Origin of the sequence: Gemmiger formicilis (genome assembly GCF_016900095.1) — a bacterium.
Classification (GTDB): domain Bacteria; phylum Bacillota; class Clostridia; order Oscillospirales; family Ruminococcaceae; genus Gemmiger; species Gemmiger formicilis_A.
The window spans coordinates 24,897-42,457 of sequence record NZ_JACJJP010000029.1 but is presented as its reverse complement, the minus strand read 5'-3'; the positions used below and the strand labels follow the sequence as shown (position 1 = coordinate 42,457).

At 63.9% G+C, this 17,561-nt stretch carries 14 protein-coding genes; 8 read left to right on the top strand and 6 right to left on the bottom strand.

The features are described from left to right. The 4 genes from H6B15_RS12390 to H6B15_RS12375 all read right to left on the bottom strand — a co-directional run. Positions 1-694 (bottom strand): carbohydrate-binding protein (locus H6B15_RS12390; RefSeq protein WP_207751535.1); only part of this gene is annotated, 694 nt, incomplete at its 3' end. A gap of 54 nt (positions 695-748) precedes the next feature. Next, a complete protein-coding gene (locus H6B15_RS12385) occupies positions 749-2,569 on the bottom strand; it encodes a heparinase II/III domain-containing protein (RefSeq protein WP_204648314.1) in 1,821 nt (606 codons plus the stop codon). Continuing rightward, positions 2,559-3,848, bottom strand: coding sequence for a response regulator (locus tag H6B15_RS12380; RefSeq protein ID WP_204648313.1), 1,290 nt, complete (start codon positions 3,846-3,848; stop codon positions 2,559-2,561). The genes H6B15_RS12385 and H6B15_RS12380 overlap by 11 nt, the downstream gene beginning before the upstream one ends. Beyond that, positions 3,845-5,641, bottom strand: coding sequence for a sensor histidine kinase (locus H6B15_RS12375; protein ID WP_204648312.1), 1,797 nt, complete (start codon positions 5,639-5,641; stop codon positions 3,845-3,847). Before H6B15_RS12375 ends, H6B15_RS12380 begins: the two co-directional genes overlap by 4 nt. A 304-nt stretch (positions 5,642-5,945) precedes the next feature. Here H6B15_RS12375 and H6B15_RS12370 point away from each other — a divergent pair, with 304 nt between their 5' ends. The 8 genes from H6B15_RS12370 (at position 5,946) to H6B15_RS12335 (ending at position 15,396) form a co-directional block, all read left to right on the top strand. Beyond that, positions 5,946-7,271 (top strand): ABC transporter substrate-binding protein, encoded by a 1,326-nt coding sequence (locus H6B15_RS12370; RefSeq protein ID WP_204648311.1) that lies wholly within the window; start codon positions 5,946-5,948, stop codon positions 7,269-7,271. A gap of 109 nt (positions 7,272-7,380) precedes the next feature. After that, positions 7,381-8,298 carry a carbohydrate ABC transporter permease gene (locus H6B15_RS12365; RefSeq protein WP_204648310.1) on the top strand — a complete coding sequence of 306 codons (918 nt, stop codon included), beginning with the start codon at positions 7,381-7,383 and terminating at the stop codon, positions 8,296-8,298. Between the two features lie 19 nt (positions 8,299-8,317). Next, positions 8,318-9,178 (top strand): carbohydrate ABC transporter permease, encoded by an 861-nt coding sequence (locus H6B15_RS12360; RefSeq protein WP_204648309.1) that lies wholly within the window; start codon positions 8,318-8,320, stop codon positions 9,176-9,178. 102 nt (positions 9,179-9,280) lie between these two features. Continuing rightward, the gene (locus tag H6B15_RS12355; RefSeq protein ID WP_204648308.1) at positions 9,281-10,441 is read left to right on the top strand and encodes a glycoside hydrolase family 88 protein; all 1,161 of its coding nucleotides are present in this window, start codon (positions 9,281-9,283) and stop codon (positions 10,439-10,441) included. A 31-nt stretch (positions 10,442-10,472) separates the two neighbouring features. Further along, entirely contained in the window at positions 10,473-12,269 is a 1,797-nt protein-coding gene (gene uidA, locus H6B15_RS12350) for a beta-glucuronidase (protein ID WP_204648307.1), read from the top strand. Positions 12,270-12,294: 25 nt separating this feature from the next. Beyond that, positions 12,295-14,019 (top strand): DUF2264 domain-containing protein, encoded by a 1,725-nt coding sequence (locus H6B15_RS12345; protein ID WP_204648306.1) that lies wholly within the window; start codon positions 12,295-12,297, stop codon positions 14,017-14,019. Between the two features lie 143 nt (positions 14,020-14,162). After that, on the top strand, positions 14,163-14,951 hold the full coding sequence (locus H6B15_RS12340) for a ZIP family metal transporter (protein WP_204648305.1): 789 nt from the start codon (positions 14,163-14,165) through the stop codon (positions 14,949-14,951). Positions 14,952-15,015: 64 nt separating this feature from the next. Beyond that, positions 15,016-15,396, top strand: coding sequence for a RidA family protein (locus H6B15_RS12335; RefSeq protein ID WP_204648304.1), 381 nt, complete (start codon positions 15,016-15,018; stop codon positions 15,394-15,396). 79 nt (positions 15,397-15,475) lie between these two features. Here the strand turns inward: H6B15_RS12335 and H6B15_RS12330 are convergent, their stop codons facing one another. Together H6B15_RS12330 and H6B15_RS12325 are read right to left on the bottom strand one after the other, a co-directional pair. Beyond that, complete coding sequence (locus H6B15_RS12330) at positions 15,476-16,861, bottom strand: sensor histidine kinase (RefSeq protein WP_243424408.1); 1,386 nt, start codon at positions 16,859-16,861, stop codon at positions 15,476-15,478. Then, positions 16,851-17,552: a response regulator transcription factor gene (locus H6B15_RS12325; RefSeq protein WP_204648303.1), complete on the bottom strand. Its 702-nt coding sequence runs from the start codon at positions 17,550-17,552 to the stop codon at positions 16,851-16,853. Before H6B15_RS12325 ends, H6B15_RS12330 begins: the two co-directional genes overlap by 11 nt. Positions 17,553-17,561 lie beyond the last annotated feature (9 nt).

Genomic DNA, 17,561 nt, shown 5'->3' with positions numbered 1-17,561 from the left:
GGGGGAACCGCTGGGGGGCCCGGTCGTTGGTCAGGGAGAGGGTCATTCGCTCTCCGTCGGAGAATTCCACCGTGGCACAGGTCCAGTAGTTGTCGTGGGGATAATCCCCCCGCAGGGTCAGGCGCAGCTCATCCAGCACCACCGGACGGCCGAAATCCAGGTGCAGCTCGGCGTTGGGGTCCCGGTTGATGCCCCAGCTCTGGTAGGGATATTCCCCGTGGGAGCTGTTCTCAAAGATGCCGTCAATGGCGTTGCGGGCGGCAAAGACCGCCTCGCCCCGGGTCTCCACGTTGGCGCTGGCATGGGGGAAGAAGCCGGTGTCCCCGTGCTCGTCGTAGGGGTTGAAGGCCAGGTTGCGGCGGGTGGCAATCTCCCAGGGTTCGGCCAGCCGGGCCCGGATCACATGGCGGTCCCCGGTAAAGCTCTTGGGGCTGTAGGTGATGGCCTGCTCCGCAAAGGGAATGTGGAAATTGATCTCCCGCTTCTGGATGTAGACCAGGGCTTCGGGCATGCTGTCCTCAAACTGCACCCAGCAGTACCGGCCGGGGGTGTTGATCTCCAGGGCAATGCGGTCGCCGGGGCAGTAGGCGGCGGTGTATACCAGGCTCACCCGGGGGGCGGCGTCACAGGTCATCAGGGTATGGCCGGCGGCGTTCAGAACCTTGAATTTGATGGTCTCGATTTGGTTGGACATCACAATCAACTCCTTGTTTATGTATGGCGGAAAATACAGAACTCCGGCGTCCGGTCACTGCAGGAACAGTTCCAGGCGTCCGGTGAAGTAGAGGCGGGTGCGGTAGACGGCGTCCGGCCAGGCCCCCCGCAGACGGGGGTCGGTCACCGGCACCTTTTCGATCACGGCCCGAACATCGGCGGGCAGGGGAGTGTACCCCAAGGTACCGAAGCAGAGATTGCCTTCCTGCAAGGCGGGTTCCTCCACGCTCATCAGGGTCATGGCCACCGTGCCGGCATAGTCGGTCTCGTCGGTCAGGTGCAGCCCCTCCCCGGTCAGGGCCAGGCTGCGGCGGTAGTATCCCAGCCCCGGTACCGGGCCGTAGGCGGGGGCCAGGTCCATGCACAGCCCGCCCTCGGGGGCGTGCACCTCCCGGGCGGCGTATTCCGCCCCGGGCAGCTGCTGGCAGGCGGCACCGTCGGGGTCAAACTCCGGCAGGTTGTGCCAGCTGGACTGCATGGTCCAGATCTCGTACCGCTGGGGGCTGAAGGTCTTTTGGGTGTAGCTCTCCACCCCCAGGTCAATGAGGTAGGGACGACCGTCCTTGTACAGGGTCACACTGCCGGTGTCGTTGTGGTTGTGGCTGTCGGCGTTGTTGCCCGCTTTCATCCCCGCCACAAAGGCCCCACGGCGGCAGATGCGCAGCCCCACGCTGGGGTACCAGGCGTCCCCGGGCTGGGGGGCGCCCTCGTGGGCCGCGGCCCGGGCAAAGGTGCGGATGTCCGCCTCCGCAAAGGCGGCCTGCACCAGGTAGAACAGGTTGATGCCCGCGGCGGAATCGGTGGTGGGTTCCCCGTCCGGCCAGCGCACAAAGTCGGCGGCGGCCAGGGCCATCAGGGGACGGCTGTCCACCCGGCGGCCGAAGAGGAATTCCCGGGCGCCCCGGGCTCCGGCCAGGGGGCTGCAGTCCGCAAAGTTCAGGTAGTAGGGCCCGGCCACATGGACGTTGGCAATGTACTCGCCCATGGCCCGCAGTTTGGGGTCGGACCAGGCGGCGTCAAAGACGCCGGGGGCCATGGCGCACAGGATGTCCAGGGCGTTGTACAGACACAGGGCCGCGTGGGAGTAATACTGGGCGCCCTCGCTGCAGGCGCCGTCCTCGCCGTAGTCCTTGAGGAAGCAGTCCAGGCTGTAAGCTGCCCGGCGCACCGCTGCCCGGTTGGCAGCGGCGCTGTGGGGATGCAGCAGCGCCTGGGCAATCAGGCAGTTCTGGGTGCACCAGGGGGTCCAGTTGCACATGGGTTCGTCGCCGTTGCCCATCCACCAGAAATGCTCGGCGCGCCAGGGGCGCAGCACCCGGGCTTCCACCTCCCGGGCTATGCGGGCGGCAAGGCCGGGGGCGTAGTCGTCCAGGGCGGGGCCCAGCAGATAGTGCACCATGGCCAGCAGGGCACCGGTCTCGGCGGCAAACAGGTCCACCACCGGGCGGGACGTGTCGGGCAGGGGCAGCTGGGGGGTGTCCCGGATGTAGCTGTTGTGGGCGGGCAGCTGCCAGGCGCTCTCCTCGCAGATGGCCCACACATAATCGGCGATCTGGGGCAGAAACTGTCCCGCATCGCTCAGCGCTTCGGCCAGGGCCAGCCGGGCCAGGGTGCGGCGGCGGGCAAAGTAGGCGGCCTCGTATTTCACCCGCTCGCCCTTGCGGATAAACCGCAGCCACAGGGACAGGGGCAGGGCGGGAATCCGGCGGCCCTCGCGGGCGGCGGCGTTGCCCGCCGCCAGCAGCCGGTCAAAGCCGGGCAGGGTGTCCCAGGCATCCCGGTCGGTGGTGGGCGGACAGGGCACCCACCGTCCCGGGGCAAAATCGGGATTCTGGTCCAGCAGTTCAGTCAACATCGGCGGAATCTCCCTTCTCCGGCGGGGTGCCCCGCAGCTTTTGCAGATAAGCGCGGGGGCTGACCCCTTCCAGTTTCTTGAATACTTTGGAAAAATAGAAGGCACTTTCAAAACCCAGCCGCTCGCTGATCTCGTAGATCTTCAGATCGGTGGAGGCCATCAGGTCCTTGGCGGCGGCAATGCGGGTCTCGGTGACAAACTCGGTAAAGCTGGTCTCCCCGTTCTGGGTGAACAGCTGGCTCAGGTACCCGGGACTGAAATTGAAGACGGCGGCCACATCATTCAGCGAAAGCTTGCTGTCCAGATGGTGGCGGATGTACTCCTGCACTTCGGCCACAATGCGGGCCCGGTGGTCCAGGCTGCTCTTGGCCTCGGTGCGGCAGAACAGCACGGTCTGCTTTTCGTTGAGCAGGGGCAGGGCCGAAAAGGCGGTGCGCCGGCTGGCACAGACCTCATGCAGGGTCTGCACCGGGCGCCCGATGGCCCACCACAGGCCCACACTGAAATACTTGTACAGAATGTTGGTGACTTTTTTAAGCACCTCGCCGAATTCCTCTTCCAGCTTGTCGGGGTCCTGCAGGGGAATCAGCACCGAAAAATGCCGCAGGTCCATGGTGGACACATAGCAGGGCTGGTATTTGGGCAGCACGTCGGCGGCCATGCGGGTGACGCCGGCGCTCAGGGTGGCCTGCTGTTCCGGGTCCAGTTCCCGGTTGCGGATGTCCGCAATGGCCACCGCATACCAGGGGGCGTTCAGGTCCAGGCCCAGCTCCCGGGCAGCCTTGGCAATCTCGGCGTCGGTGTGGAACGCCCCGCTGTACAGCTGGATGAAAAACCGGTCCCGGTACACTTCCAGGCCGGCGGCGGACGGGGTGGCGGGGGCCCGCAGGGCCTTCTCCTTCTGCACGGCGTCCCGGGCGCGGTCCAGGGCGGCGCACAGGTTTTCCGGGGTCAGGTCCAGCTTGACCAGGTAATCCACCGCCCCCATGCCGATGCTCCGGCGCACGTAGTCGAATTCCTCGTAGCTGGTGAGCATGATGAAGGCGGGCAGGGCCGCATCCTTTTCCCGGCAGCGGGCGGCCAGGGTCAGCCCGTCCATCACCGGCATACGGATGTCGGAAATGACGATGTCCGGGTGCAGCTCCTCGATCTTTTCCAGGGCTTCGCCGCCGTTGCGGGCGGTGCCGGCCAGCTCGAATCCTTTGGCGGCCCAGTCAATCATGCTCTGCATGCCGATGAGCACCAGGGGTTCGTCATCCACCAGTAAAACGCGGGTCATGAGTTGCCTCCTTTTTGGGATTCGGTGGGGGGCAGGCGCACGGTCACCACCGTGCCCTTGCCCGGCTCGGAGCGGATGGACAGGCCGTATCCCTCTCCGAAACTGTACTGCAGGCGGCGGTGGACGTTCCACATGCCCACATGGCGGAATTTGGCGGAGGCCTCCTCCGGCCCGGGTTCGGACAGGGCCTTGGCGGCCTGCTCGGGGCTCATGCCCACCCCGTCGTCCTTCAGGTCGATGAGCACGTCGCCGGTGGCGTCCCGCAGCACCAGAATTTCAATGTTGCCCGCACAGCCCTTGGGCTCAATGCCGTGGAAGATGGCATTTTCCACCAGGGGCTGCAGGGTGAAACGGGGAATCATGCAGTCCCGGCACAGGCGTTCGTCCTCGATGTAGGTCACATCCATGGTGATGGTGCCGCCGTAGCGGTACTGCTGGATGGTGAAATAGTCGTTGAGCAGCGCAAATTCTTCCTGCAGGGGCACCAGTCGTTCGTTGCCCTTGGAAACGCTCTTCAACAGGCGGGACAAGGCCATGGTCATCTCGGCAATGCCGGGGGCGTGCTGGATGGTGGCCATCCACTTGATGCTGTTCAGGGTGTTGTAGATGAAATGGGGGTTGATCTGGTTTTGCAGCATGCGGTATTCCAGGTCTTTTTTCTGGCGTTCGTCCTCCAGCCGGTGTTCCATCAGGCCGGTGACCGACCGGGAAAGCCCGTTGATGCCCCGGCCGATGTCGCCCATCTCGTTGTCCCACTCGATGGCGGGGTTGGGGGTGAAATCCCCCTGGCCGATGCGCCGGAGCTGGTCCTGCAGGGCCTGTACCGGCACCGAGATCATCTGCCGCAGCAGCAGCCCCAGCAAAAGCCCCAGCAGTAGGATCATGCAGAAGGCGGCGGTCAGGGGCAGCATCATGGCGGGCAGCTGGCTGGTGACCATGGCTTTGGGCAGGGTCTGGGCCACATACAGCCCGCTGCTGCCCAGGGGGTAAGCCAGGGCGTTCTCCCCGTTCACCTGGAACGCCACGGTGCGGTTGTCCAGCAGGTCATACTGCTTTTCCAGCGCTGCGTCGGGAAAATCCGTCAGCTCCACGTCGGCGGAGATCATGGCGCCCCCGTCGATGCGGTAGGGCCGGCCGTCCATGATGAAGTACAGGGCGGCATCTTCGGGCAGGGTGTAATCCTGTACGGCGTCGGTGATCAGAGCCGAGGACACCGCAATGTAGACCCGGGCCGTCTGGTTGGTGGTAAAGTTTTTGGTGTTGCGGATCACCGGAATGACCGAGGCGGACCCCACGGTGATCAGGGGGTCTTCGGCCAGGATGGTCCAGGAATCGCTGTCCTGGGCGTCCTCAAAGCCGGGCAGTTCGTTCAGATTTTCCACCGACAAGGCCATGGACTGGGACACGGCGGTGCCCTGCTGCATCAGGCCGGTTTCGCAGTTGGTGATGATGAACCGGCGGATGTAGCGGGCGGTGTGCTGGGAGGAATATTTGCTCAGGATGGTGTTGTAGATATCCAGGATCTGGGTGCGCTGGTAGCTGGAAAACAGATAATTGCGCACCGTGCTGTTTACGGTGGCCCAGTCGGCCAGGCTGTCGATCTCCTCCACATCCTGGCGCAGACGTCCGGCGGCGATCTGCAGGTTATATTCGGCGCTCTGAGCGGTGGAACGCACGGTGCTCTTGTACAGGGCAGCCACGCTGGCGCCGCAGACGGCCAGGGCGATGAGGGCGGTAAAGGCCATGACCAGCAGAATGACCCGCGCCTGGATGGAATGGCGCAATTTGTGCATGCGAAACTCCTTATTAATAAGGTATGGCGAAGAACGGCAGCGGCCGAAAGGGCAGACAACCGCATTCGTAGTTTTATTATACAAAATCATGCACGGCAAAGCAAAGGAATTGTTCAAGAGAATGAAAAAATACATGTTTTTTAAGAAAATGCATCTTTTTTGTGTCCAAAAGATGAAAGACTCTGGCTTTTTTGCAGGAGTTGCCGCAAAAATTCCATCTGTTTTTCAAAAAATATCCGCTATAATATAGACACTGAAAGGCGAGGGACCCCACCCCGCCACTACATAAGGAGGAGAAAACACTATGAAGAAGCTCTTGGCTTTGACCATGGCCGGCGCCATGGCGCTGTCTCTGGCCGCTTGCGGCGCCAGCAGCGAATCTACCGCTACCAGCGATAGCACCGCCACCGACGCCACTTCCACCACCACCGAAAGCGCTGAGGGTGAACAGGTTACCCTGAACTGGGCTGTTTGGGACCTGGAATCCACCGCTTACTGGCAGGCAATGGCCGACGGCTACATGGCCGCCAACCCCAACGTCACCATCGAGATGACCGACCTGGGCTCCACCGACTACATGACCCAGCTGGCCACCCAGCTGGCCGGCGGCAACGGTGAGCTGGACGTCCTGACCATCAAGGACATCCCCGGCTACTCCAACCTGATCAACCTGGAAATGCTCGTTCCCATGAACGACATCCTGGAGCGCGACACCGCTGACTTCGGCGGCGTTATCGAGCAGCTGACCGCCTCCGACGGCAACTTCTACGCTGTTCCGTTCCGTTCCGACTTCTGGGTTCTGTTCTACAACAAGGACATGTTCGATCAGGCCGGTATCGAGTATCCGTCCAACGACATGACCTTCAGCGAATTCGACACCCTGATCCGTGAAGTGGCCGAAAAGACCGGCGCTTACGGCAACATCTACCACACCTGGCGTTCCGACGTCACCCTGTTCGGCATCCTGGATGGCCAGAACACCATCATCGACGGCAGCTACGACTTCCTGAAGCCGTATTACGAGACCGTCCTGGCCGAGCAGACCGACGGTGTCGTGCCTGACTACGGCGAACTGAAGACTAGCGGCCTGCATTACTCCGCTGCCTTCGAAAACGGCCAGGCCGCCATGTGCAACATGGGCAGCTGGTTCATCGCCACCCTGCAGACCTACAACAGCGAAGCGGAAGCCAACGGTGTCACCCCCGTCAACTTCGGCATCGTCAAGTATCCTCATCCGGACGGAGTCGAGGCCGGCACCACTCTGGGCACTGTGACCAGCCTGGGCATCAACCCCTACTCCGAGAACCAGGAAGCCGCTGCTGACTTCATCAACTGGTGTGTCTCCGACGAGGGCGCTGCCGCCATCGCCGCCACCGGCACCTTCCCGGCCGTCTCCAACAGCGAGATCAACGACATCATCGCCGCCACCGAAGGCTTCCCCTCTGACGAAGCTTCCAAGGAGGCTCTGACCACCACCGCCGTCTACCTCGAAATGCCTCTGTCCGACAAGGCTTCCGAGATCGAGACCGTCCTGAACGAGGAGCATGACGCCATCATGACCTACTCCGAGAGCGTGGACGAAGGCATCGCCAACATGAACTCCCGCGTGCAGGAAATCCTGAACGGCTGAGTTTGACCGCAAACCAATAAACCGCAACCGTACGAGGGCGGGCGATAAGCGCCCGCCCCTTTCTTGTGCGGTGTCACCCCGAAAATCCTGAGATTAGGAGGGATCTGTTATGCCCGGAACCGCCCAAGCGGCCCCCGCTGCCCAGAAAAAGGGCATGGGCAAAAACATGCGCGACAGCCTGATCGCCTACAGCTTCATCGCACCCAACTTCATTGGTTTCTGCGTCTTTACCCTGGTACCGATGATCTTCGCCATTGCCCTGGCTTTCTGTGACTGGGACGGCGTGCACGCTGTGGAATTCGTCGGCCTGAAAAACTTCATCGACCTGATGGACGATGAAACCTTCAAGGCATCCTTTGTCAACACCATCGTCTACACCGTGGGTACTGTGCCCCTGACCCTGGTGTGCAGCCTGGGCCTGGCCGTTCTGCTCAACCAGAAGGTCAAGTGCCGCAACTTCTTCCGCACCGTCTCCTTCTTCCCTTACGTTGCCTCTCTGGTGGCCGTGGCCGCTGTGTGGAACATGATCTTCAGCCCCTCCATGGGCCCCGTGAACCAGCTGCTGGCCTCTCTGGGCGTGGAAAACCTGCCCCGCTGGGCCGCCGGCAAGGAAACGGCCATGATCACCGTCATCCTGTTCAGCGTCTGGAAGAACATGGGCTACTACATGGTCATCTACCTGGCCGGCCTGCAGGGCACCAACCTGGAACTGAACGAAGCCGCCGAGCTGGACGGCGCCAACAAGTGGCAGATCTTCTGGCATGTGGTTCTGCCTCAGCTGCGCCCCACCACCTTCTTCGTCATCATCATGCTGACCATCTCCTCCTTCAAGGTGTATGACCAGATGTACATGATCACCCAGGGCGGCCCCGGCAATGCCACCATGACTCTGGTGTACGATATCTACAACGTCGCCTTCGTCAACACCCCGCGTTACGGCTACGCCAGTGCCATCTCCATGGTCCTGTTCGTGCTGGTTCTCATCGTCACCATCGTCCAGTTCCGCGGCTCGTCCGCCAACGACTAAAAAAGGAGGCAGTTGAATCATGGCACAAACTCTCGCGGTCAAATCCCGCTCTGCCAAACGTCAGCACCAGATCACCATGGTTGCGGTGTACGTGCTGCTGATCGTCATCGCCTTCTTGATGCTGATCCCCTTCGTTTGGATGCTCTCCGCGTCCTTCAAGATGAACAAGGACGTCTTCGCCTTCCCCATTGAGTGGATCCCCTCCAACCCCCGTCCCCGCAACTACGTGGACATCTGGACCAAGATCCCCCTGCTCACCTTCATCGCCAACACGGCCAAGCTGACCATCATCGTCACCCTGCTGCAGCTGTTCACCTCCAGCTTCGCGGCCTATGCCTTCGCAAAGCTGAACTTCAAGGGCAAGAAGGTCCTGTTCCTGGGCTACATCGCCACCATCGCGGTGCCCTGGCAGGCCTACATGGTGCCCCAGTTCATGATGATGCGCTCCTGGGGTCTGAACAACACCCATCTGGCCATCATCTGCCTGCAGGCATTCAGTGCCTTTGGCGTCTTCCTGATGAAGCAGTTCTATGAAGGTGTTCCCACCGAACTGTGCGAGGCCGCCCGTATCGACGGTCTGTCCGAATACGGTATCTGGTGGCGGATCATGCTGCCGCTGTCCAAGCCGGCTCTGTCCACTCTGACCATCTTCACCTTCGTTTCCACCTGGAACGACTTCCTCGGACCCTTGATCTACCTGACCAAGACCGAACTGAAGACCATCCAGATCGGCCTGCGTATGTTCATCAGCCAGTACTCCGCTGAGTACGGCCTGATCATGGCCGCTTCGGTCATCGCGCTGATCCCCGTTCTGATCGTCTTCCTGGCTCTGCAGAAATACTTCGTGCAGGGCGTTGCATCTGCCGGCCTGAAGGGCTAAAATCGAATTAAGGCAAATGAACCCCGCGGGGCGCCGAGCGACTTTGCCCGGCGCCCCTTTTGCGTGGGTTTCCCCAAAAACCAACCATAAGGAGATTTGTATATGAAGACCTTTGACCTCCCGGTTTTGGACAACACCGCCGCCGCGGCCGCCCTGGACGAAGCCTGTGACCAGGTGCGCATCAACCTGCCCCTGTACACCGACCGGTGCCAGAATCACTCCAGCGTGAACAACCTCTATCCCGCCTGCGACAACAACCAGTGGACCTGCGGCTTCTGGCCCGGGGAAGTCTGGCTGGCCTACGAGCGCACCGGGGAGGAATCCTTCAAACAGTCCGCCCTGACCCTGGTGGACAGCTTTGCCTACCGCATCGACCACAAGATCGAGGTGGACCACCACGACATGGGCTTTCTGTACAGCCCCTCCTGTGTGGCGGCCTACAAGCTGGTGGGCAGCGAGAAAGCCCGGGACGCCGCCATCAAGGCCGCGGACCAGCTGATCTCCCGCTTCCAGGAAAAGGGCCAGTTCATCCAGGCCTGGGGCGAGATGGGCGCGCCGGAAAACTACCGCTACATCATCGACTGCCTGCTGAACCTGCCCCTGCTGTACTGGGCCACCGAGACCACCGGCGACAACAAGTACGCCGACATCGCCCACCGGCATATCACCACCTGCCTGGCCAACTCCTTCCGGCCGGACGGTTCCACCTACCACACCTTCTTCATGAACCCGGATGGCACCCCCAGCCACGGCGCCACCTGCCAGGGCTACAAGGATGACAGCTTCTGGGCCCGGGGCCAGGCCTGGGGCGTGTACGGCAGCGTGCTGAGCTACCGCTACACCAAGAACCCCGAATACCTGGACACCTTCCGCAAGGCGCTGAACTTCTACCTCACCCGTCTGCCCGACGACCTGGTGCCCTACTGGGATATGATCTTCACCACCGGCACCGAGGAACCCCGGGATTCCTCCAGCGCGGCCATCGTGGCCTGCGGCCTGCTGGAAGCGGCCAAGTACCTGCCCGCCGATGAAGCCGCCGCCTGCGACAAGCTGGCCCGCCAGATGATGGGCAGCCTGGTCAAGAACTACGCTGTGCACGACCACAAGCCCGGCGCGGGGCAGATCCTCCACGGCACCTACAGCAAGAAGAGCCCCTACAACACCTGCACCCCCGAAGGCGTGGATGAATGCACCAGCTGGGGCGACTATTTCTACATGGAAGCGCTGACCCGCCTGACCAAGGACTGGCAGCTGTACTGGTAAGCAACGCCTTGCCGGAAAGGAAGAGTAACCTATGTTGTATCCGCAACAGAACGCCGCGCGGCTGTGCGTGGCCCAGAACGGGCTGTGGAATTTCTGCCTCAGCCATGACCTGAACGCCGGGGATATCAATCCCGCCGCCCCCCTGCCCAATCCCCGGCCCATGGCGGTGCCCGCCAGCTACAACGACCAGGGGGAGGACAAGGAACTGCGGGACCACTACGGCTGGGCCTTCTACCAGCGGCAGATCACCCTGCCCGCCCTGTGCGCCGGCCAGCGGGCGGTGCTGCGCTTCGGCGCCGTGACCCACAAGGCCAAAGTCTGGCTCAACGGCACCCTCATCGCCGAGCACAAAGGCGGTTTTCTGCCCTTTGAGGCGGATGTCACCGCCCTGCTCACCCCCGGCACCCCCGCCCTGCTCACCGTGGCCTGCGACAACCGGGTGGACCATTCCACCCTGCCCATCGGCAACGAGCCGGGGCAGATCGCTTTCTTCGGGTCGGACAACGCGGGCATCCCCTCGGTGGAGCACGCCAAGGCCAGCGCCGCGCCCCAGAACCGCCCCAACTTCGACTTCTTCAACTTTGCGGGCATCCATCGCCCGGTGTGGCTGTACACCACCCCCGCCGCCTACATCCGGGACATCACCCTGGTGCCCCACAACGACGGCAAGGTGGAATACACCATCGACACGGTGGGGGAGGGGGAACCCAGCCTGACCGTGCTGGCCCCCGACGGCACCCCCGTGACCACGGCCAAAGGAGCCAAGGGCACCCTGACGGTGGAGAACCCGCAGCTGTGGGAACCCTGGCCCGGCACCCCCAACCTGTACACGGTGCAGGTCAGCTTCGGCGCCGACCGGTACGACCAGACCTTCGGCTTCCGGGAAATCCGGGTGGACGGGGTGCAGGTGCTGCTCAACGACAAGCCGGTCTACTTCAAGGGCTTTGGCAAGCATGAGGACTCCGCCTTCCATGGCCGCGGCCTGGACGAGTGCCTGAACGTGAAGGACGTGAACCTGCTGCACTGGCTGGGTGCCAACGCGGTGCGCACCAGCCATTATCCCTACAGCGAGGAATTCTACGCCCTGTGCGACCGGGAAGGCATCCTGGTCATCGACGAGACCCCCGCCGTGGGCATCGGCGCCGGGGCGGCCCAGGACCCCTACAAGACCTTCCCCATCGCCGAACATCACCGGGATGTGCTGCGGGACATGATCGACCGGGACAAGAACCATCCCTGCGTCATTATGTGGAGCCTGGGCAACGAGCCCGACCTGGAACACTTCCCCCAGTCCGCCTACGACTACTGGAAGCCGCTGTACGACCTGGCCTATGAACTGGACCCCCAGAACCGCCCGGTCACCCTGGTGTGCTGCCAGAACGACTACACCAAGGACATCACCACCCGCACCATGGACGTGGTCTGCCTGAACCGGTACTACGGCTGGTACAACCTGTCCGGTGACCTGGACGCCGCCTGCGCCGCCTGGAACGAGGAACTGGACTTCTGGGCCCAGCAGGGCAAGCCGGTCATGTTCACCGAGTACGGCGCCGACACGGTGGAAGGGCTGCACGACACCCGGGCCGGCATGTTCAGCGAGGAATACCAGGCCGAGTATTTCGAGCGCATCAACGCTGAAATCGACAAGCGCCCCTTCTTTGTGGGCGAACTGCTGTGGAACTTTGCGGACTTTGCCACCATCCAGGGTCCCATGCGGGTGGGCGGCAACCGCAAAGGGGTGCTCACCCGGGACCGCCGTCCCAAGCTGGCCGCGCACCTGCTGCGCCGCCGCTGGAACGCCATTCCCAACTTTGGCTACAAGGGCTGAATGAGCCGGGAAGGAAGAAACCACCATGAAACTGAACACCAAACAGGATTTTACCGACCTGATGCACCGCATCCTGGACCCGCTGCTGCCCTGCTACTCGGCGGGGGGCGCACGGCTGCACCTGGGCGAGACCGGCGCCAGCTATGACCGGAACGCCATCGAGCTGGAAGCCTTCTCCCGCCCGCTGTGGGCTCTGGCTCCCTTCTGGCTGGGGGGCGGCAGCGCACCGGAATTTGAGCGCATCTACCAGGCGGGCCTGGACCACGGCACCGACCCTGCCCATCCCGAATACTGGGGCGACACCAAGGACTACGACCAGTGCTTTGTGGAGATGGCGGCCATCGCCTGCGCCATTCTGGAAGTGCCCGAAAAGGCCTGGAAACCCCTGAGCCCCGAAGCCCGCACCCACCTGGCCGCCTGGCTGGGCACCATCAACCACCACGAACTGCCCAACTGCAACTGGCTGTTCTTCCGAGTGCTGGTCAACCTGGCCCTGCGCTCGGTGGACATGCCCTGGGACCCGGCCCTGCTGGAACAGGACCTGCAGAACGCCGAAAGCTGGTACATCGGCGACGGCTGGTACAGCGACGGCAGCCCGGAGGTGAAGCCCCAGCGGGACTACTACATCCCCTGGGCCCTGCAGTATTACGGGGTGCTGTACAGCGTGTTTGCCGCCAAGGAGGACCCCGAGCGGGCCGCCCGGTTCCGGCAGCGGGCCATGGAGTTCGGCAGCCAGTTCATGACCTGGTTCGACGCCGACGGCGCCGCTTTGCCCTACGGCCGCAGCCTGACCTACCGGTTCGGCCAGTGCGCCTTCTACTCCGCCTGCATCTGGGCCGGGCTGGAACCCCTGCCCCTGCCGGTGATGAAGGGCATCATTGTGCGCAACCTGCAGTGGTGGATGTCCAAGCCCATCTTTGACCGCAGCGGGGTGCTCACGGTGGGGTACTGCTATCCCCAGTTCTTCATGAGCGAGCGCTACAACGCCCCCGGCAGCCCCTACTGGGGCCTGAAGACCTTCATCGTGCTGGGCCTGCCCGACAACCATCCCTTCTGGACCGCCGAGGCCGCGCCCCTGCCGGTGCAGCCCGGCGTGACCGAACTGCCCGCCGCCCACCTGCTGATGCAGCGCACCCCCGACGGCCAGGTCAATGCCTACGCCCCCGCGGAGGTGGAGCAGAACGAGCACGGCCAGTTTGCCGAAAAATACGGCAAGTTTGTCTACAGCACCCGGTTCGGCTTCTCGGCCAGCCGCAGCTATGCGGAACTGGCCCAGGCCGCCCCGGACAGCATGCTGGCCTTCCTCATCGGCGGGCAGATCTTTGTGCGCCGCCACAGCCAGAGCTTTGCTGTGCAGGACGGCAAGATGGTCTCCACCTGGTCCCCCTTTGAGGGCATCACCGTCACCACCGAGGTGGAACCCACCGAACAGGGCCACATCCGCCGCCACACCGTGGTCAGCGACCGGGCCTGCACCGCCTGGGACTGCGGCTTTGCGGTGGCCAAGTTCGCCCCCGGCTTTGCCGCCCGGGCCGAGGACCGCACCGCCCTGGTGGCCAACGACCGCCAGCGCTGCGAAGTGCGGGGCGAAGCCGGCGCCGCCGAGATCGTGGACGCCTGGCCCAACACCAGCCTGTATGTGACCAACACCGCCATTCCTGCGGTGAAGTATGACATCCCCGTGGGCACCACCACCCTGGTGACCGAGGTCACCGCCTTTGCCCGGCCGGATGCCAGCACCGAACAGTAAGCAAACCCCAACCGCTACGCCCCCGGGTTGACAAAAACCCAGGGGCGTGGTATGCTTTTGCCAACGAATTAGCCAAAACTAACCGATAAAAAGAGCGGTATGCGGCAAAAAAGGCCCCGCGGGGCAGGGAGGCGAAGAGCAAGATGCAGGGAATTCTGTGGGCGGCCGGGGGAACCGGCTTCACCTTTTTGATGACCGCCCTGGGGGCGGCAACGGTGTTTTTCTTCCGCGGGTCGGTACAGGCCGGGCTGCAGCGGGTGTTTCTGGGCTTTGCGGCGGGGGTCATGGTGGCGGCGTCGGTGTTCAGCCTGCTGCTGCCCGCCATGGAGGAGGCCGAGGCCGCCGGCGTGCCCGGCTGGCAGCCCGCCGCCGGGGGCTTTGTGCTGGGCATCGCCTTCATGCTGGCCCTGGACCGGCTGCTGCCCCACCTGCACCTGAACGCCGACGAGCCGGAAGGCATGCCCTCCGGCTGGCGGCGCACCACCCTGCTGGTGCTGGCGGTGACCCTGCACAACATCCCCGAAGGCATGGCCGTGGGCCTGGCCTTCGCCCTGGCCGCCCAGCACGGGGATCCGGGGGTCTTGTCCGCCGCCTGGGCCCTGGCCCTGGGCATGGGCATCCAGAACTTCCCCGAAGGCGCCGCAATCTCCCTGCCCCTGCGCCAGGCCGGATTCGGCCGGTGGCGGGCTTTCCGCAGCGGGGCGGTCTCCGGGGTGGTGGAACCCGTCTTCGGCATCCTGGTGGCGGCGTCGGCGGGGAGCATCCAGCCCCTCATGCCCTGGCTGCTGGCCTTTGCCGCCGGCGCCATGCTGTATGTGGTGGTGGAGGAACTCATCCCCGAAGCGAACCTGGGCCAGCATTCCCACAGCGGCACCCTGGGGGTCATGGCGGGGTTCCTGGTCATGATGGTGCTGGACACCGCCCTGGGCTGACCCCCTTGCCAAGGAATGCTCCAGCCTGGTATACTGAAGAAAAACCAGGAAAGAAGGAACTGTTATGGAACGCATCGCCATCCACACCCCCAACGCTCCCGCCGCCATCGGCCCCTATTCCCAGGCCATCAAGGCGGGGGATACCGTCTACGTCTCCGGCCAGATTCCCATCGACCCTGCCACCGGTGCCTTTGCCGGGGAGGACATCCGCACCCAGACCCGCCAGTGCCTGAAAAACCTGGGCAACATCCTGAAGGAGGCGGGCACCGACCTGTCCCATGTGGTCAAGACCACCGTCATGCTGCAGGACATCGGGGACTTCGCCGCCATGAATGAAGTCTACGCCGAGGCCTTCACCGAACCCTTCCCGGCCCGGGCGGCCTTCCAGGTGGGGGCCCTGCCCAAGGGCGCCCTGGTGGAGATCGAGTGCGTGGCCGTGCTCTGATTCCCCGGGAAAACACAACAGAAAGAGCCGCCCGCCGGTGCCTGTACAGGCTTGCCGGCGGGCGGCTTGTTTGTGTGGGTTACTTGTTTTTGGGGGCGGGGAAGGTCACCCGGATGGTGGTGCCGGTGCCCACGGTGGACCGCAGGTCGATGCGGGCGCCGTGGAGCACGGCGATGTGCTTGACGATGGCCAGGCCCAGACCGGTGCCGCCGGTGGCCTTGGACCGGCTCTTGTCCACCCGGTAGAATCGCTCGAACACCCGGCTCTGGGCGTCCTGGGGGATGCCGATGCCGTTGTCCTCCACGCTCACATAGGGGGCGCCGGTGCCGTCGGTGCCGCTGCGCAGGGTCACATGGCCGCCGGGGCGGTTGTAGCGGATGGCGTTGTCGCACAGGTTGGTGACAAGCTCGGTGAGCAGATCCCGGCTGCCCAGCACGGTGGCGGGGCCGGGGTCACACTGCAGGGTCACGTAAGCCTTGCGGGCGTTCATGGTCATGTTGCCGTTGACCTCTTTCAGCAGCGAAGCCAGGTCCACCGGCAGCGGCTCGGACAGGGTAGAGCCCTCGCTGTGCATGCCGTCCAGCTCGCTGAGCTGCAGAATGTCCGACACCAGCCGGATCATCCGCCCGGCCTCCTTGTGAATGCGCTGGCCGAACACCGGCACATCCTCCGGCTTGGCCATGCCGGTCTCGATTAGCTCCGCATAGCCGGAAATGCTGGTCAGGGGGGTCTTGAGCTCGTGGCTCACGTTGGCGGTGAACTCCCGGCGCATGGTCTCGTTGTTCTCCCGCAGGCGGCGGTCGGACTGGATGGTGTGGGCCAGGGGAATGAGCTCCTCATAGGGCACATTGGCCTCGATGGTGTCCAGATGGTCGGCCATGCGGGTGATGGGCCGCACCAGACAGCGGGTCATGGCGGCGGCCAGCAGGGCCGACACCAGCACCACCAGCACGCAGCCCGCCCCCAGCAGGGGCAGAACCTGGTTGTACAGGCTCCACATGGTGCTGGTCTCCTCGGCCAGGCGCAGCACCTGGCCGCTTTGCAGCAGCAGGGCGTAGTAGTGCACCTCCCGTCCCAGGGTGGTACTCTGGCGCACGCTGGACCCCTCCCCGGACTGCCGGGCAGCGGCGATCTCCGGTCGGCTGGCGTGGTTCTCCATCCGGTCGGCGGGCTCCACCGTGTCATACAGCACGGTGCCGTCGGTGTCCACCAGGGTCAGGCGCAGGGTGCTGCCGGATACCGCCTCTTCCAGCACGCTGTACCCGGGGTCCGCCTCATACCCGGCGGCCAGGGCCCGGGCAGTGCGGGCCAGGTCCCGGTCCACCTGGGCGGCAAAAGCCCGGTGGAACAAAAAGGCCGCCCCCACCGAGGTGAGCACCACCGCCACCAGCCCCACCAGGATCAGGGCCAGGCGCAGCAGGTGGGACATGCTGCGGGGGGCCGTGCGGGATTCCTCAGGTTTCATCGCTGTTCTCCGTGCCCCGGGCGCTGAGCTTGTAGCCGACCTTGCGCACCGTGCGGATGGCTTCGCCCGCATCGCCCAGTTTCTGGCGCAGGGTCCGCACATGCATGTCGATGGTGCGGGATTCCAGCAGGTCGTCGGTGTCCCACACCGCCTTCATGATCCGTTCCCGGGCCAGCACCTCCTCCGGATGTTCCAGGAAGAAGTGCAGCAGGGCGTACTCCTTGAAGGTCAGTTCCACCGGCTCGCCCTCCACCGTCACCGTGCGGGTCAGGTCGTCCAGGGCGATGGTGCCGAACCGCAGGGAGGACGGCGGGGTGACCGCGGTGCTCTGGGCCCGGCGCAGCACCGCCTTCACCCGGCTGATGAACTCCATGATGCCAAAGGGCTTGCACAGATAGTCGTCGGCGCCCTTGTCCAGCCCCTTCACCACGTCGATCTCGCTGGTCTTGGCGGTGACCATGATCACCGGCACGTTTCGGGTGGCGGCGTTCTCCCGCAGCTTGCCCAGGATCTGGTAGCCGTCCTCGTCGGGCAGCATCACGTCCAGAATCACCAGGTCGGGCACTGCCTCGTACACGGCAGCCCAGAAACTGGCCCCGTCCGCAAAGCCCTTGGCGGTGTAGGAATTGGTCTGCAGGGCGTACTGCTCCAGTTCCCGGATGCTGGCGTCATCCTCCACAATGTAAATCATGCATAACAC

Excerpts from the sequence above, each read along its gene's own strand:
- H6B15_RS12385 (WP_204648314.1), bottom strand. The coding sequence starts at position 2,569 with ATGTTGACTGAACTGCTGGACCAGAATCCCGATTTTGCCCCGGGACGG.
- H6B15_RS12380 (WP_204648313.1), bottom strand. The coding sequence starts at position 3,848 with ATGACCCGCGTTTTACTGGTGGATGACGAACCCCTGGTGCTCATCGGC.
- H6B15_RS12375 (WP_204648312.1), bottom strand. The coding sequence starts at position 5,641 with ATGCACAAATTGCGCCATTCCATCCAGGCGCGGGTCATTCTGCTGGTC.
- H6B15_RS12370 (WP_204648311.1), top strand. The coding sequence starts at position 5,946 with ATGAAGAAGCTCTTGGCTTTGACCATGGCCGGCGCCATGGCGCTGTCT.
- H6B15_RS12365 (WP_204648310.1), top strand. The coding sequence starts at position 7,381 with ATGCCCGGAACCGCCCAAGCGGCCCCCGCTGCCCAGAAAAAGGGCATG.
- H6B15_RS12360 (WP_204648309.1), top strand. The coding sequence starts at position 8,318 with ATGGCACAAACTCTCGCGGTCAAATCCCGCTCTGCCAAACGTCAGCAC.
- H6B15_RS12355 (WP_204648308.1), top strand. The coding sequence starts at position 9,281 with ATGAAGACCTTTGACCTCCCGGTTTTGGACAACACCGCCGCCGCGGCC.
- uidA (WP_204648307.1), top strand. The coding sequence starts at position 10,473 with ATGTTGTATCCGCAACAGAACGCCGCGCGGCTGTGCGTGGCCCAGAAC.
- H6B15_RS12345 (WP_204648306.1), top strand. The coding sequence starts at position 12,295 with ATGAAACTGAACACCAAACAGGATTTTACCGACCTGATGCACCGCATC.
- H6B15_RS12340 (WP_204648305.1), top strand. The coding sequence starts at position 14,163 with ATGCAGGGAATTCTGTGGGCGGCCGGGGGAACCGGCTTCACCTTTTTG.
- H6B15_RS12335 (WP_204648304.1), top strand. The coding sequence starts at position 15,016 with ATGGAACGCATCGCCATCCACACCCCCAACGCTCCCGCCGCCATCGGC.
- H6B15_RS12330 (WP_243424408.1), bottom strand. The coding sequence starts at position 16,861 with ATGAAACCTGAGGAATCCCGCACGGCCCCCCGCAGCATGTCCCACCTG.
- H6B15_RS12325 (WP_204648303.1), bottom strand. The coding sequence starts at position 17,552 with ATGATTTACATTGTGGAGGATGACGCCAGCATCCGGGAACTGGAGCAG.